General features: G+C 44.3%; 13 protein-coding genes. 3 read left to right on the top strand and 10 right to left on the bottom strand.

The genetic code is table 11. The features are described 5' to 3' along the window. Positions 1 to 12: 12 nt before the first annotated feature. From MSG93_RS05380 to MSG93_RS05340, 9 genes are all read right to left on the bottom strand, one after another. Entirely contained in the window at positions 13 to 612 is a 600-nt protein-coding gene (locus tag MSG93_RS05380) for a biliverdin-producing heme oxygenase (protein ID WP_324621025.1), read from the bottom strand. 32 nt (positions 613 to 644) lie between these two features. Beyond that, positions 645 to 1559, bottom strand: a complete 915-nt coding sequence (locus MSG93_RS05375) for a TonB family protein (RefSeq protein WP_324620870.1) — start codon at positions 1557 to 1559, stop codon at positions 645 to 647. 9 nt (positions 1560 to 1568) lie between these two features. Further along, the gene (locus tag MSG93_RS05370; RefSeq protein WP_420714296.1) at positions 1569 to 3059 is read right to left on the bottom strand and encodes a surface lipoprotein assembly modifier; all 1491 of its coding nucleotides are present in this window, start codon (positions 3057 to 3059) and stop codon (positions 1569 to 1571) included. 77 nt (positions 3060 to 3136) lie between these two features. Then, on the bottom strand, positions 3137 to 3928 hold the full coding sequence (locus MSG93_RS05365; protein WP_032872591.1) for a Slam-dependent surface lipoprotein: 792 nt from the start codon (positions 3926 to 3928) through the stop codon (positions 3137 to 3139). 187 nt (positions 3929 to 4115) lie between these two features. Then, complete coding sequence (locus tag MSG93_RS05360) at positions 4116 to 7277, bottom strand: TonB-dependent receptor (RefSeq protein ID WP_324620869.1); 3162 nt, start codon at positions 7275 to 7277, stop codon at positions 4116 to 4118. Positions 7278 to 7472: 195 nt separating this feature from the next. Continuing rightward, positions 7473 to 8483 carry a FecR family protein gene (locus tag MSG93_RS05355; RefSeq protein WP_324620868.1) on the bottom strand — a complete coding sequence of 337 codons (1011 nt, stop codon included), beginning with the start codon at positions 8481 to 8483 and terminating at the stop codon, positions 7473 to 7475. Beyond that, the gene (locus MSG93_RS05350; RefSeq protein ID WP_032872596.1) at positions 8484 to 9002 is read right to left on the bottom strand and encodes a sigma-70 family RNA polymerase sigma factor; all 519 of its coding nucleotides are present in this window, start codon (positions 9000 to 9002) and stop codon (positions 8484 to 8486) included. 296 nt (positions 9003 to 9298) lie between these two features. Then, on the bottom strand, positions 9299 to 11707 hold the full coding sequence (locus MSG93_RS05345; RefSeq protein ID WP_420714295.1) for a TonB-dependent hemoglobin/transferrin/lactoferrin family receptor: 2409 nt from the start codon (positions 11705 to 11707) through the stop codon (positions 9299 to 9301). A gap of 106 nt (positions 11708 to 11813) precedes the next feature. Continuing rightward, a complete protein-coding gene (locus tag MSG93_RS05340; protein ID WP_324620867.1) occupies positions 11814 to 12506 on the bottom strand; it encodes a type 1 glutamine amidotransferase domain-containing protein in 693 nt (230 codons plus the stop codon). Between the two features lie 89 nt (positions 12507 to 12595). Here MSG93_RS05340 and MSG93_RS05335 point away from each other — a divergent pair, with 89 nt between their 5' ends. The 3 genes from MSG93_RS05335 to MSG93_RS05325 all read left to right on the top strand — a co-directional run bounded on the left by MSG93_RS05335 (position 12596) and on the right by MSG93_RS05325 (position 15153). Beyond that, positions 12596 to 13015 carry a MerR family transcriptional regulator gene (locus MSG93_RS05335; protein WP_324620866.1) on the top strand — a complete coding sequence of 140 codons (420 nt, stop codon included), beginning with the start codon at positions 12596 to 12598 and terminating at the stop codon, positions 13013 to 13015. A gap of 112 nt (positions 13016 to 13127) precedes the next feature. Next, on the top strand, positions 13128 to 13931 hold the full coding sequence (locus MSG93_RS05330) for a type 1 glutamine amidotransferase domain-containing protein (protein ID WP_324620865.1): 804 nt from the start codon (positions 13128 to 13130) through the stop codon (positions 13929 to 13931). Positions 13932 to 14115: 184 nt separating this feature from the next. Further along, positions 14116 to 15153 carry an acetoacetate decarboxylase gene (locus MSG93_RS05325; protein ID WP_324620864.1) on the top strand — a complete coding sequence of 346 codons (1038 nt, stop codon included), beginning with the start codon at positions 14116 to 14118 and terminating at the stop codon, positions 15151 to 15153. 310 nt (positions 15154 to 15463) lie between these two features. Here MSG93_RS05325 and MSG93_RS05320 read toward each other — a convergent pair whose 3' ends face one another. Beyond that, positions 15464 to 16702: an NADH:flavin oxidoreductase/NADH oxidase family protein gene (locus MSG93_RS05320; RefSeq protein ID WP_005230542.1), complete on the bottom strand. Its 1239-nt coding sequence runs from the start codon at positions 16700 to 16702 to the stop codon at positions 15464 to 15466. Positions 16703 to 16865: the final 163 nt, after the last annotated feature.

Genomic DNA, 16865 nt, shown 5'->3' with positions numbered 1-16865 from the left:
TAAGTCACCTGCTTATTTCAATTCGTCCAGCTGGTTTAAGGCCTTTCCAAAATAGCCAAATGCATCCAAAGCACCTTGTACCACGCGATCCTGTAATGCTGGGTCAAAATCCGTATCGTCAAGTGCCTGAACAAAACGTTTCCAAACCTTGGCACGTCCTTCCGGATAAGCAGCCAGATTACGAGCAGCAAAGGTTTCAGAGAAGCCTAAGCGTTTTTGCGCTTCTTTAAATAAGAAAGCGGCGCCCAAGGTTGAACCTTCCGAGACATAAATCCAGCCTAAGGCTTCAGGTAATTTGACGGTTGCACTTTGTAGCGCTTGTCCTGCCGGTTGAATACCCAAGTCCTGCAAATCTTCAAAAGCCTGTAAAGAACGACCACGAATACCGAGGTCTGGAATAAGTCCAGCCACACCTTCCTGTTCAAAAAGATGTTCAATTTCCTGCTGGAAATAGTATTGTGACAAGGTGAATTGCGCATATTTTTCCTTGTTGGCAAATACATCGGCCTGTGCCATCAGGCGATGCATCCGTTCATGCTCTGCTGCCGTTTCTTGCTTTAAACGCTGCGAAAGGCTGTTGGCGACCATTGGTTCTGTGACTGCGTTCATGATCATTCTCCTGAAGAAAGAATATTGCTCATCGGTTAACGATCCCGACTGAGTTTAAGTTGCACTGGAAAATCGACGACAATAGCCACTGTTCGGCCATTGACTGTGTAGGGTTTGAATCTGGACTGACGGGCTGCGTTTAGAACGCGCTGATCTAAACTGGCAATACCTGAACTTTGTTTTAACTGAATATCGATTGGCTGCCCGTTTTCATTGATGTGTAAACGTAACTCCACCATGCGGGTTTGTTGTCTCAGTTCCCGATCGTCGTAGACAAACTTGCCAAAACTGAGAACCTCGACATGACTGACTTGCATAGGTGCATTACGTTCAACCTGGCTGTCAGCTGCCCGGCTAAGCTGCTGTTGTGCTGCAGGCACTTTTACGCCAGCAGAGAGGTCGTGCTTTTCTCCCGCATCTGCTTGAGGTATTTGCTGATGTGAATTAACGGCAGTAGAGGATGGTTCAGTCTGTAAATGTGATTTCGCCGTTTTATTTTCCATGGTTTGAACAGCAAGCGTTTGGGTTGGTGGGGATGCGTCAGCATGTTGTTGTTTATTCAATTGTTTGTTGGACACGCTATGCGAAGCATTATGACTGACCAGAATCTTCTGCTCGTTGCTGTCCTGTTTATCTATGCGAGGACGGGTAGATTGTGGTTTTACATGTTGCGCTGCTGGTGGTTGAGTACGCGCAATTTGAGCCGATGTATGAGGAGACTCTTGTTCTGCCGGTGACAAGGAGACGAAGTGCACCTTGAGCGCATTCACTTTGGGTGAAGTTGCCAAGCTATAAGGTTCAATAAAATGGCTGAGAAACCATATGGCTAGAAGATGCAGCACAATGACTAGCAAGCTAATGACTGATTTAGGGTATGAATGAATCAAGGCCGCTCTGGAGGCGAATGTTGAAGTCCATGCATAAGAGAGCGACTGGGATTTTGATTTCATCACGCTCTCCTAAAAACGATGTTCCAGCTTTAAGCTGATATTGTGTTTATCGTAGGAATAGAGCCAGTCGACATTACTGTCATTATGATTGTAGCGATAGGTCAAATTCGGCGTCATACTATAAAACTTAAACCGTGGCATTTGTACAACCAGGGTATAATTCTGTTCAAAATCATGGCGACGTGCAGCAAAGGTCTCGACGTAGCGGTCAAACTGCCGCCAGCGGTATGAGGTTAATAGCGTGGTATTCAAACCTGCTTTCCAGGATTTGCTCAGTCCTAGACGGATGCCTTGTTGCTGGTAAGCCGCCATATATTTTTCCTGGGTGTCATGGTCCAGTACATCCAGTCCGCTAAAAAGTGTCCATTGCTGCGGTAGAATTTTCCAGAATGTAAACATTGCCGAGCTTTCTTTACCATCTAGGTTTTTATACTTTTGATAGTCCAGATCCTTGATTTCAGCTTCAAGCTTGAAGGCTTTGTCTGGTGCTAGAAATCGCATCCATTCAGTACGTGCTCCCCATGCATTGTATAAATCATCATTGGCATAACGTTTATGTTCAAATAGCGGTGCAATGGTGATTTGATTTTTTAAATCAAAAAAACTATAGCCTGCATTGATATTCAGGGTGGATTCGTTATAGAGCGCATGATCAGCATAGAATTGCCCAAATGCTAAGCCGCGTAAAGAAATCCCATGATTGCCGTAGAGAGAAAAGCGCTTGATTAGACTGGCCTCATAGTCAACCCCTGTTGCTGATGCTGCTTTGGGACTGCCACGGGTAATTTCCTGAATTGGAGTCGCCTTGCCCTTGTCATCAATGCCATACAAGGTCCATGTTTTGCTTTGTTCAGAAGAGCTATTCAGATTTGTGGCATAGGATGGGCCAATTGCGACACTGCCTTGCCACGAATCCCGCTGATCAAGTGCTTTGACGAACAGATCAACCGTTTGATGGACTTCTGGTGGGATCATTGCACCATTGCTCTGCCCTAGCTTGTCCTGAATCGATGTAAAAAGGCGTGCTGCTTGTTTATTCTTCTGCTGTTCAAACAGCACGCGCGCTAACTCGAGTTCACAAATCAGATTATTGGGTTGTTGATTAAGACTGCTTTGAAATTTTTGTTCGGCTAATTTGAGCTTTCCCTGAGCGCGCGCCAAGGCCGCTTCGGCAAAATCGGTTAAAGCCTGATCATAGCCTTGATACTGCTGATAGTGTTTTAAGTAAATCGCAGCATTGCCCCATTGCTTTTGCATGACCGCCAGATATAGCGCTTTGGCCAGATCATCCGGATTTTGTTCTACCGCGTAAATTTGGCCATTAATACGGATACTGGGCAGTTTCTCGGTGTCACGAATGGTGCCTTGTTGTTGTAATTGATGCTGTTGCTGGAACAGATTCTGATCCAGACTTTGATTAAGGCGAAGTTGTGTCTCATCATCGGCATAGAGTGATGAAGCAGCCAGTAAAATCACACAGCACAGCAATGTTTTGTTCATAACAACCGTAAAAAATAAAAGCCTTTGTCCTTAAACAAGAAAAAGGAATCTACAGCTGTAGATTCCTTTTGCCACCATTAGTTCTTCGCACCGCCAAATGCCGTGTTATAAGACACATTGTCAAATTTCGCGATACCCGCTAAAGCAGCCGCATTTGCGCCAAAGAAATGTCCTTGAACCGCCCCGGAGTCATTTAAGCCGGCGGTACCATTTGCAATTGCAAAACCGCTAAATGCAGCAGAACCCGGATTAAAGGTCACGCCATCCAGTGTTAAGTTTGAAACGCTAGTCCCGGTACCGGTTAATGATCCTTCGAGCGTGCCTGCACCGAAGTTTGCAGTGAAATTACCAGTTAACAGATTGCTCGCTGAACCATTAATCCCTGCAACGGTATAGGTTGCCGTCCCTGCGGTAGGTACTGTGGTATTGGTATTGTCACCTGCGTAATAAACCGTATGGCTTGCGCTGGCAGGCGTATCACCTGCTTTCCACCATTCACCGAAATAAACTTCCTGTGTGCCGACTTGGCCAAAGTTAAAATTACCTAAAGCGCTATGTGAAGGCGGCATTGCAGAGACAGGAATATGAGAGATATTAAAGCTCTTGCTACCCACAGTTATATTGCTATTGCTGGTTCCTTGTGCAGCAAATGCTTGCGCTAAACCTTTGAGTGAACTAAAACCGGTGAATGCATTATAAGGTGCACCTGCCGCCTCTACTGAAACGGCAGCTGTTCCACCGCTATGACTGGCATTTGCTGCCGCACCGACTTTGATATTTGCTTCGTTGCTTGAAGCGCCTTCAATTGCTGCATGGCTGAATACCGCAGAACATGCAACCAGAGCGATGAACAGTTGAGAGATTTTCATTTATTGTTACTCCATTTTTCTAAAGCTAAGTTATTGTTTCAATAAAGATAACGATTTTGTTATCCGTGTAGTTGTATGCGCAGTTGAATTGATCACTACGCCTTATTTTGTAAATAATAATCATTCAACTCTATTATTTACGCTTATCTAATTCCCGCTGATTTAAAAGAGGAAATTAAATTCTGTGTTAAAACTTGGTGGTCCAGCTGACTTTCAAAGTACGGCCGGGTGCGGCCATGGCACTTCGCGTTAAAGGATCGATATAGAACTGGTTGGAAAGATTGTTGCCCACAAATTCAACCGTGTTATAGGTATCGATTTGATAACGGGCATAAGCATCAAAAAGCCAAGTATCATCCCAGGCCAACGGGACATTGAGGTAATAGCCTTTGTTGATCCCTGCATCATTATTTTTACGCAGCGGACTTTCATAGCCTTTGTAGAAGGTTGCACGCGCACCCAGCTCTAATCTTTCATCGAGAAAACGTGCGCCCAACAACACATGGGCACTCAGCTCGGGAGTCGACATGGTAACCAGATAGCCATTCGGAAAACCATCATCGACACAACGTTTATAGGCATCACGGAACTGAATCCCCTGATCCGTTTGCACCGTGCCGCTGTTAATCATTTTATCGATGGCACTATTGCTGTCACAGACTTGATTCTTCAGGTTATAAGCCAAGCTCAGATCGGTGAAGAAAGCGCCATTATCAAAACGGCTTTGCAGTTCCAGCCCTGAAAGCATTTGCTCATCCATATTGGTGAAAATCAGGTTCTGATTGCGCTCGATCACGTTTTTGGTTTTATTGTAGTAATACGCCAGTTTAAGGTCGGCATTTCGTGCTGAACTCAACCAGTCACGCATGTCGTAGACATATCCCACTTCATAATTAAATGCATGTTCGGGTTTGATCGCTTGATAAGGCATCAGGGCGGAAAAGCCAACCGTGCTTTCAAATAGGCTAGGTAAGCGATACTCTTCTGCATAACGGACATAGAGCCGGTTATTGTCAGTTAAATGCAGGGAGGCGCCAAGCTGAGGTGCCCAGCCACTGTCCTTTACTTTTTGCGCCGTTTCAATCGGAACCTGTTCAATCACTGCCGGGCTTAGATTGCCACTGCCGGTAATCACATATTTTTGACCTAAAGCATTCAGTCGTTCTAATACATTATCGGCCAAATTTAGCTGACCGTTGTCATCTGCTTTCCAGGTAAGCGTATTTTTCTGTGACCAGATCAGGTTATATAATGTACTTTCTGATGCAGGAACCGTTTCCAGTTTGCCATCCCAGTCTGGATTTCTGCTGGCATAACGTTGAGTAAACCGGTCCAGCATGCGTTGCTGCTGAGCGCTATAACTTTCAGGCATGGTCTGATATTCAAAACTGTATTCCTTGAGCTTGCTTTTCTTGGTAAATAACGGATTTAAGGTAGGATCAACCCCCTCTCGCAGGGATTTATTCAAGAAGTCATCAAAAGCCCAGTAGGAGCGATAACGCATCCCTGCATCAAAACTTAACCATGAAGCGGGACGATAGTTAAAATTAAAATCAAAGGTCTTTTCTTCACGGCGGCCTGCACGCGGTAAGGCTTGATATAAGGAATAGCTTGGGCCATATTCACCGTAAATATCATCAGAACTGAGTTTTTCTTTTAAGAAACTTCCCCCCAGCGTTAAATCAAGTTGTTGGGATAATCTGGCTTTGTTACTGATCGTGATGCCCTGGCGTCGGTTATCAGAATGACTGATCGCGGTATTGATAATGCGGTTGTCCCGAAAATCAATCGTGGTTGGCCAGCCACCGCGTGTATAGGTCTGGCTTTCAGTATCGGTTTGCCAGATATTGGCATAGAAATCGACCCACTGAATATTTTCAGGTTTAAACTTATATTCCAGACTATAGGCTTTAGAACGAATATTGCTGAGTGGCCATTGCGGTACCCCAATATCAGGTGTTAGCCCCCATTCAATCCGTGACGGCATAATTTCACCAAATCTATTTTTGGTGTCTCGATAGGTCAGTTTCAGTGCCTGATCATCAGTTGGGCGATAGTTGGCTTTGAATAACCACGATTCCATTTGGCTTGAGGTGTTCGGTACTTCATCGCCCGGTTTGTATGAATGTGCAAAATAAGGAATAAAATCAAGGCTATTACTGGGTTCTGCCCGTTTATAATAGCCTGCCCCATGTGTACCTGAAAAATAGTTGCCGCGTTCGCGTACTGCATAAACTGCCAATAAATCAAATTTGTCCTGCTTCATTGCCAGTGCCAGTCGGCCCGCGAGATCATCGCCAGAGAAGTTAAAGTTATCATTTCTGCTGCGGTTCTTTTTATAGATATCCGGATCGTACTTTTTCCCGTTTACATCGTTCCACGGCGTCGTATCATCATAATTTTTGCCGACTTTGCTCATGTCCGGAAGCGATGGGTCGATTGAGTTGCTTGAGCCTTCAACTTTGAGCTCGGCACCAAATGTTTTACCGGGGCGAACGATATCATCCGCTTCCAGGGTTTTGACCACCACACCGCCACCGACTGAAGTCGTGGTATTACGTTCTAAGGACGGGCCTTTAATCACTTCAATGCCCGCGATCAGGTTAGGATCGATATAATTTCGGTTATTCACGCCATTATAGCCACGCCATACCGCAATTGACTGTTCCGTTCCATCAATGGTCAAGGGGACTCGACCCACGCCCTGCACACCACGTACACTCGGGTCCAGTGCGCCGCTATTTCGGGCATCGCCACTATAAACACCGACCATCCCTTGTAATACATCAGCAGGATTGGTGCCTTTGAAGCGCTCGATATAGTCTTTGCCTGCATAGACTGAAGAGCGGTTGGCATCATACACCCTGTTGCTGCCCTGAATATCACGATTTTCCTGACCAAAGACCACAAGCGGAGTCAAGCGAACGGCTACTTCATCATTTTGAATCTGCTGAGCGCTTGTATTATTGATTAATGTCGTTGCGGGCGTAGCGATACGATGGGTATTTTGAGTCGTGTTAGGCGCCAGCGTATAGCCTTGGCCGACTTTTAGGGCATGAAATGTTGAAGAGGCTAAAATGTGTTGAAAGCCTTGTTCCAGCGCAAAGTTACCTTTTAAACCCGAACTGCTTTGTCCTTTTAACTGTTGCGCATCAATGGCAATTGAAGTACCGGATTGTTCTGCAAACTGGTTCAATACATTAGCCAGGGATCCTGCCGGAATATCGTAGGTCTTTATATCCACAGTTTCCGCATAGGCGTGTTGTAAAGGCAAAGTCAAACTACCTATACACACCGTATGTATTGCAAATGCGAGTGTTGAAAATCGAAAGAAGTTCCGATTTTGCATTTTCCCTTTTCCAGTGTTGTTCATTGTACCGCCCCGGTAAATCGAAATAAGAATCATTTAACATGTTTGAATAAAATGATCCAAATGAATTGCTTCTACTTACTATGACGAACAGCTTTGAAAAAAGTGGAACCTGAATTTAAAAAAAATTCAATTTTTTTGAAAATGAATAGATAAATGCCCGCCATATTCCGGTCATCGGGTATTTTTTGTGGTAACGACAACCAGATAAGGCGTAATTTGATACACCTCTATCTCTGGAAAAACGCTTGCCAATAATTTGAGTGAATCCTGGGTCTGGTCCAAAGGCAAAACGGCATTGACTTGAATCTTATGTAATGCCGATGAGTTAAATAGGATTTTGCCCTTATAGTTTTGATCCAGTTGTTTTAACACCTGATCAAGCGGCAAATTTTCTACCATCAGCTGATGTTTCTGCCACTTTTGTTGTTCATTATAAATATTGACTGTGGACAGTGCTTGTATGCCGTGCTGATTCAGACTTACAGCCTGCCCTGCGTTGATAATGACAGAGGGTTGGGAATACCCATTGGCCGCATGTACCCGTACCCGGGAATGTAACATTTTTAACTGCGTCGCTTCAGTTGAGTAGTCCACGCTGAACGCCGTACCTAGCGCCTGAATCTGGCCATGCGGCGTTTTGACAATCAATGGCCGGTGCGGATCTTTGGCTACATCGATATAGATCTGTCCTTGTACTAATTCGATCACACGTTGCTTGCCCTGAAAATCGATGTTGACGGCACTCTTTCCACGTAAAATCAGACGAGAACCATCTGCCAGGGTTTGATCGGTCCATTGGGCCGTATTCCCTTGAATATCTGCCGTCAAATAAGCCACAGAATAATTCGTTAAAAATAATATTCCGCAACTGAACGCAAATAAGGCAAGCGAAAAAACACTTCCCGCACGCAGGTATTTATAAGTTTTGCTAGAGCCCAACCCGGCCTTAAGCGCAGATTTAACCAGCTTTTTATCAGGCGTGGCTTGAGATACGATCTGAATCGAATAGATGCATTGCTCAATATCTGCGGCTATTTTCTGATGATGCTGACTGCGCTGTTTCCATTGGTTAAACTTCAATTGAGCATGATGGCGTGTCGATTCGTCATCTGAGCTGAGTTGCACAATCCATAGTGCCGCTTCTTCTACCAGTTGACGCTGATCAGGTTGATCTATCGCCATTTATACCGCATCCATAAGCAGTCGTGCCTGATAGCACTGGACCAGACAGCTTGCCAGATACTTTTGGATCATTTTGCTTGATACACCCAGTTGCTGTGCGGTTTCTTTATGGGTGTAGCCTTCCAGATAGTGCAGAATAAACGCCTGCTGGGCTTTGGCAGACACTCCTTCCAGTGCCTTGCACAGTTGTTCAAGCGCCTGAATAATCTGCATCTGGTCTTCTGGTGAAGCAACGGCGTCCAGCATGTATTCCATCTGGCTTAAACCATCCAGATATGCTTGCTCGATGCGCTTGCGGCGAACCTGATCAATCAGTAAGTTCTTGGCAATAGAGGTTAGATAGGCACGCGGTTCTTTGATCCCTAAAAGTTCATCACGGGTCTGTAGAAGTTTAATAAATGTATCTTGAACCAGATCAGCCGCTTGTTCGGTATTACCCAGTTTTTGCCTCAACCATTGGTGAAGCCAGCCACGATGGTTTTTATATAATTCATCTATAAGTAGCGGGGTTCTGTTCACAATGATCCGACTCAAACAATGTATATTTAAATGATAATAATTATCATTAACAAAAGTCAAGATGGATTGATGCTTTCTCTGATTTTTATGTTAACTAATTGATATGTTGATGGAAATATTAACGAAAACTAAAATTACTAGTGAATTTTAAAAAAGTAAAAATCTTGTCTATTGGTTAATTAATAGTTTTAAGCCAGCAACCACTTCATCTGATTTATACAGCGCCACATGCTGGTTGAAGCGCTGTACGGTTGAGTGATGCATTCAGCTTTAATGAGTGTAGTCTACAGAGACGGTTAAAATTTCTGGGAAATACTGAATTTATAATCCCGGCCTGTGCCAGTCATATATTCACCCAGATACATCTTGTAGTCTCGATTAAACAGGTTATCAATCGACATATTTAAGGTAGGCCCTTTCTGCCCTACAGGTTGCCAGTCCACATAGACACCATGCAATGAATAACCCTTGGTTTTCGGCAGCGAAAATGAAGAGGCAGCGATAGATTTGTCATTGTCCGAAAGACTACGGTCTTGTGCCGCCACAAAAATCCCGCGCCAGCCCATCGTTAGGTGATGCTCTGGCACATTCACGCCCAAAGTTGCTGTGGCTTTTCTCGGTGGAATATCGGTCATCCAGGTTTTCTGGTCAAACCATGGGTTGACTGGGGAGTTATCTCGTTGCCCGCGAATATAAGAATAGGTTAACCCGGTAAACCACATGGGCTGGTTATAGAAAAGCTCGGCCTCATAGGCTTTGATCGTATAATCATTCACATTACGATAAAAACCATGAGGATATTTTCCATTGCAGTCATTGATACTGCCATTGCCGCCGTTGGCATTGTTTTCAGCTTGTGCTTTGCAGAAGGTGGAACGGTTACGGAAGATTTCATCAGATCCACGATTACGATGATAGGTCAGGCGAACTTGTAAATGGTCATCTTCGGCAAATACATCATCGAAGTTCATTTCATTGCCTAAGCGAAGCGCCAGCATTTTTTCAGGCAATAAATAACGACTGGTGGATGGCACAGAGGTGACTGCGGATTGTACATAATATTGTTCATCGACACGCGGTGCACGCCAGGTTTTACTGATATTGGCAAACCAGGTCAGATAATCGGCCTGTTTCCATGCCAAGGCCAAACGCGGCGACCAGCCAGTATAAGTTTTGCTTGAATAATCATGTCCTGCTTCAGGGTCGTTATAGCGTGACGCACGGTTCGGTTTACCCGTGTTGGTAATATGGTCGTAGCGAATAGAAGGCGTAATGGTGACATTATTGATCTGATATTGGTCCTCCACAAAGGCACTCAGCATCTGCTGATCCCCAGCCGGCATATAATTTGGCTCATAATAACCAAAATTATAATCTGGCTTTTTCGAGTTAGTTTTATCGTAAATCAGGGAGTTCTGCTCCATTTTCTGATATTGCGCACCGACTTTTAATTTATGTGTGCCATAGTCAGTCTCAAAATCACTGATATTACTGAGCTTAAGGGCCGTGTTGGTATAAGTGACCCAGCTTTCATTGCCCAAGGTTGCAGCTGATCCATTCACACTTGGTAAGCGCTGGTCATGTTGATCTGTCTTGGAATACGAAGCCGTGGCTTTAAAGTTCACATAAGGATTGGATGCCGGATTGAACTCATATCCAATCGAATAGCTGCTATCTTTCTGGTCACGGTAAACCAGACGGCGTTTCCATGCCTCTTCATAGCCATATTTCTTAATATCGGCTTCGGTTGGTACTGCATCCTGATCACGCATGGCAGCAAAAGGTTCCCAGCCATCATGCCCGCTTTGCATGGCATTGAAAGTGATTTTCTGACTGTCGGTTGGATGGAAATTCAGCTTGGCCAGATAGGTGTTTTGTTCTTGGGCGGAGTATAAAAATTTTGTGCCGTCTGGGCGGGTCACATTGCCACTATCACGATTGGTGTAATAAAACATGCCATCGACCAGGCCATTGTTGCTTTGAGCATAAACCGCGCCGGTATAAGTATTTTGCTGGTTATTGGAAAAACGCGAATACTTTAAAAATGCACCGACCTGCTGATCACCTTCAAGTAAATCCGTTGCATCCTTGGTTTCTAGCGTTACTTTACCGCCAAAACCACCATTACCAACTTCAACATTATGCGGCCCTTTATCGACCGTAATTTTCTTTAAAATTTCGGGTTCAATAAACACTGAGCCCTGCCGATATTTATCAAAACTTTTGACCGAGTCATCCAGGGTAATCGGAACATCCTCGACACCGCCCATCCCTAAAATATTAATGGTCTGCCCACCTGGTCTTGGAGAACCCGCAGATCCTACACTGGGCATATGATCCAGCAATTGTGCGACATTATTGGCTTGATAACGGTCAATGGCTTTCTGGTTTAATACGCTCTGACCAAACTGGATGGTATCGTCTTTTTCGGCCTGTACCACGATCGGTGTCATCTGATAAATCTGGTTCTGGGCATTACTTTGGGCCGAACTCTGAAGTGATTTATTTGATAATGACGCTGTGCTTTCGGCATGGCTTAATGGCTGCACTGCAACGCTTTGGCCCGCATTTAAATTCATGGATAACGCTATCGCAGTTGCCAACAACAACGGTTTACAGACCATACCCTGTGTAAGTGGCTGATTCAGATGTGATTCACCAAGAATTGCACTGTGTTTCTTGGTGAAATTAAGGGAGTGTGTCATTCAATTATAAAACTTTACCTAATTGATAATAATTATCGTTTACATCTGTAATTTTGTAAACAAAATCATGTTATTTTTCTATCAATTAAGCTATTTATCCGCTCATTTAAGCATTTTCTAATGCTTCAATGATGGCTAAAGCAGTCACACGTGCTGAAAAAGGATTCTGCCCTGTAATCAGCTTACCATCCTGAACCACATTTGGCATAAACGGAATCAGTTTCTTTTCATATTTCGCGCCACGTTGTTTAGCAAGTTGTTCGGCATTATAGGGCACTTTTTTCGCCACCCCTGCCAGTACTTCTTCACACCAGGCAAAACCGGTCAGTTTTTTATTGGCAATCAGATATTGTCCATTTGCAAGCTGAACATTGAGCAATCCACAATAACCATGACAGACACTGGCAACGATGCCACCATGTTCATAAATATTGCTGGTGATCTGTTGCAGTTCAGGATTGTCTAAAAAATCCCACATCACGCCGTGCCCACCGGTGTAATAGATCACATCGTAATCTTGCCAGTTGATCTCGGCAGGTTTTTTGGTGGTTTCCAGCAACTGCATAAAGGCAGGATCATTTTTGCGCTTTAAAACAGATGCATCAGCAACGAAACGCTCCAGTGATTTGGGTTCAATTGGAGAGTGACCTCCCAAAGGGCTTACAATATCCTGAATATAACCCTGTTTTTCAAATTCATCGTAGGCATGGGTCAACTCCCCGAGCCATAAACCTGTGGGACGATCAACTGTTTCATATTGAGCAATATTGGTCACCACATGCAGGATACGTTTAGACATTTTTCACCTCAGCTTTTACATTATTTTTAGTCTTGCTTTTAACCCACTATAAGTCTAAAGTTAGCTTTAATGTCAAGAGGAAATCAGTAATGAATATTAGCGAATTATCAAAACAAAGCGGTTTAAGTACGCCTACGATTCGTTACTATGAACAGATCAAACTGTTACCCAAGGCTAAACGTAAATCTAATGGCTATCGGGAATATAGTGAAAATGATCTGAAACAATTGTTCCTGATCCAGCAAGCACAACAGGTTGGCTTTTCGCTGACAGAGATCAAGGCTTTTTTACCGTCGAATGTGACGACTTGGGATCACGATATCCTGATCGGTTTGCTGGAAAGTAAAATTAAGGATATTGAAGAATTAGAACAGAAACTGGCCATAAGTAAACACAATCTTCATATGATGATTACGGCGATTAATAACAAGCCAGATGAGATTACCTGTGAAGAAAATGCACAACGCCTGCTCAATCTTTATTATACCGCTGATAAAGCTGAAAAATAATAATCATCATCTTTTCTAATGGTTTTTCGCTGAGCAACGGATAGGAAGCTATTGACCTTAAAGCCTACTTTAAGCATAGGATAATTGACAGGTGATTGATGAGGAACCTGTCATGTTGCAACGTTGGAATCTTCAAAAGTGGTGGATCAGCCTATTTATGCTGGTCTTTTCGGTTAACCCAGTCTTTGCTGCTGAACTTGGGCAAAATGTACACGCCACGTCCTTAGGCAAAATTCTGGTGGTGATGACCAACCACTCAGCTTACCCCACCCGTTCAGACCATACTGGCTTATGGCTAACCGAACTTACCCACTTTTATGACATTGCCCAAGCGGCTGGTTATGACATGGATTTTGTCAGTCCGCAAGGTGGTGCAGTTCCACTGGATGAGCGTAGCTTAAAACCAATTTATCTGGATAAATCTGCCAAAGCTCATTTAGCCGATCCTAAGTTTATGCAACGTTTAAACACCACGCTTGCCCCGAAAGCGATTGATCCATCCCGTTATAAGGCCATTTATTATACTGGTGGTCACGGCACCATGTGGGATTTTCCAAACAATGAGGGCCTGAAAAAAATCAGTGAGCAGATTTACCAGCAAGGTGGCGTGGTCTCTGCTGTTTGTCATGGTGTGGGAGGCTTGTTGCCACTACAGGACAAAAATGGCAAAGCTTTGATTGCGGGTAGAAGCGTGACCGGATTTGCCAATATTGAAGAAACCCTTTCAGGGATCAAGTCCCAAGTCCCTTTTTCCTTAGAAAATGGATTGGTCCAGCGTGGGGCAGACTACAAGCGTGCCTGGGTTCCATTTACGTCTTATGTGGTTGAGGATGACCGCATTATTACCGGACAAAATCCACAGTCGAGTAAGGAAATTGCAGAAGCTGTAGTCAAACGTCTCGCTACTTTAAAATAAAATATCGCTTGAAAAGCCAGATTCTTGAATCTGGCTTTTTAACATCCCCTCCCTTGTTCAGTGAACTGATATCTCCCTACTGATCGATTCTTCCCGTGCATGGCTTGCATAAAATCCTGCAAAAATGCTTGACCTTAAAGTGAACTTTAATCTTAGCATTTCAAATACGAACTGGAGGAATCTCATGAATTTTAATCATCGTTATTTAAATCGCTCTATCCCGGCGATAGCCGCAAGTGTGTTACTCAGCACTGCAACTTATGCCATTGAGCCGAAGCAACCTGCTAATACCACACAGGACACAGCGCAAACCACAGTGGTCGAATTCGGTCCGTACAAAGTCAATGTACCTAAAGGTGGTTATTACGATCGTTTTCGCATGAATCCGGATCTAGATGAAGTGGCGAAAGACCCGGCAGCAGGAAATATTGATTATTTCCGTACTATTCCGAAAAAGCTGGTGGAAACCCGTGTGGGGAAAGTCTGGTCACCGAATTTTTACTATCGGACCAGTAATGTGCAATTGTTGATGCTTGCCCCAATCGCAAAACTCAAAGCCAAGCTTCCTGCACCCCTTGAACCTTTACAGCCTTTTCCTGGCTATGGTCTGGTTTCACTGACCTTCTTTTCTTATGCTGTGGGTGATGTTGATCCATACGATGAAGTTTCAGTTGCCATTGTGGTTCGTCAGCCCGGTGCCCATCATTTCAATAGCACCGAACTATTGAGCTCAATGCGCAGCCATAAATACTATGGTCATGTACTGGCTTTACCTGTCGATACGGAAATAGCCCGTGTCCGTGGTGTTTATGGCTACCAGTTGCCCAAATGGCTGACACCGATTGACCTGAATATTGGCAGTCAAACACTGAAAGCCCAGATTTTTAATACCGATGGCACCCCAGATCTAAGCCTCAGTGCAGCTTTGCCAAAAATTAAAACAGTAAAGCCACAGTCAAGAATTGAAACCAAGACCATGTATCAACTGGTTGACGGGAAATGGCACAGCACTTCAGTAGAATCAAATACACTGGCATTTGGACAAAAGTTATTTCCAAAGGATGTGCAACTGGTGCGCAGCGGCGGCCCACTGACGAAACTTCTGGATGATTTAGGTGCAGCGAAGATTTTACGTCTAGATGTGGTGAAAGATGCCCAATTGGCACTGAATATGCCAGTTGCTTATCCTGCAATGGATCAAGCCAGTCAGCATAAAAAATAAATGTATTCAGTGACTGGCACCCGCTTTCAGGCTGAAAGCGGGTGTTTTTTATTTGAGTTAAGCTAGTTATGGTTCTAAGCAGAAAACAGATTTGAAAACCACCGTTTTTAATCCATGATTTTTCTTTAGTTTTAAGTCAAGCGAATCATCTTATTCACAACTACATAGAATTGTAGCGCTTTTGCTTTGATCTCATTGTCTGCCTATAGGGTGCAAAAAGAACCATAACTAAAAAAGCCAATGGCAGAGGGACTGTCATTGGCTTTAGCTTCAGGATACACACGATAACAACATGTATAAGCCGTATCTTTTAACAGGCTGCGCTATAGTGACGCATCCGGTTTTTATAGAGACGGGTGCGGCGTGCCATCGCAGCTTGTTGCAGAATCAATGCCCAGGCTGGAGAAACTTTAGGATTCGGACGTTTTCCAAGGCTGAGTTTACGCAACTGAAATTTTACTGTTGCCATATTGGCCAGAGATGCCAGCGTTTTGTTTTTCCAGTGAATAGGCTTTAATTCAGGCGCCGTATTCTGCCCTTGCTGCCACTGATGGGGAAGATTCGGTTCGATAGCCAAAGCAGTGGCAATCCCGACCATATCCACACCGCTTTCAATCACCTGTTCAGCCACCTGTATACGGCGAATTCCACCCGTGACCATCACGGGCATCTTGGCGACCTTACGAATCTCCTGTGCAAATTCCAGAAAATAGGCTTCACGTGCCAAAGTGCGCCCATCGCGTGCCTGACCTTGCATGGCTGGTGCTTCATAGCTACCGCCAGACAACTCGACCAGATCTACAGCCAATCCATTTAGCATCTGCACCACTTGCTGCGCATCTTCGGCACTAAAACCACCACGCTGGAAATCTGCCGAATTGAGTTTTACTGCAACAGTAAAGGTATCAGCAACCACAGCACGTACTGCTTTGACGATCTCGATCAGAATGCGCGCTCGATTTTCCAGAGAACCACCCCATTGATCCTGACGTTTATTGCTGAGTGGTGAAAGGAATTGGCTGAGCAGATAACCATGCGCTGCGTGGATTTCAACACCGGTAAAGCCGGCTTTTTCACCCAGACGTGCGGTATTGGCAAAGCGGTCAATCACTTCCTGAATCATGGCCTGATTCATTTCAATCGGTGTATTAAAACGATCTGACATTTTGCCCAGATCTAATGCAACCGCCGAAGGTGCCCAAGTCTCTTGACCTAAATTGGATTGCATCTGACGCCCCGGATGATTGATCTGCAACCACACTTGTGCGCCTTTAGAACGACCGATTTGTGCCCAGCGTTTAAAGCTTTCCAGATGCTGTTGATCTTCCAGCACCACACCGCCAGGTCCGGTCATGGCACGGCGATCGACCATCACATTACCGGTAATGATTAAACCAACGCCGCCATCCGCCCAGGCCTGATATAAACGCATCAGTTCTTCCGACGGTGCATGATTTAAGTCTGCCATATTTTCTTCCATAGCAGCTTTGGCAATGCGGTTAGGGATCTCGGAACCATTCGGGAAAACCAGTTTTTCAAATACTTTCATTATTGTGACCTCATTGAGTATGGATTTACTTTAAGATTAAAGTTCACTTTAATGTCAATAGGTTTATCAAATGGAATAAGATATTTTTTATAAATATTTTTAGATTCAGTTATTTAGATCATAAAAAATAGAGGCACGTAGGCCTCTATTTTAATTGGGTTGA

The organism is Acinetobacter sp. IK40, assembly GCF_035615075.1.
GTDB lineage: Bacteria > Pseudomonadota > Gammaproteobacteria > Pseudomonadales > Moraxellaceae > Acinetobacter > Acinetobacter courvalinii.
Note: the sequence above shows the minus strand (reverse complement) of the source record. Positions and strands in the feature narration are given on the sequence as shown.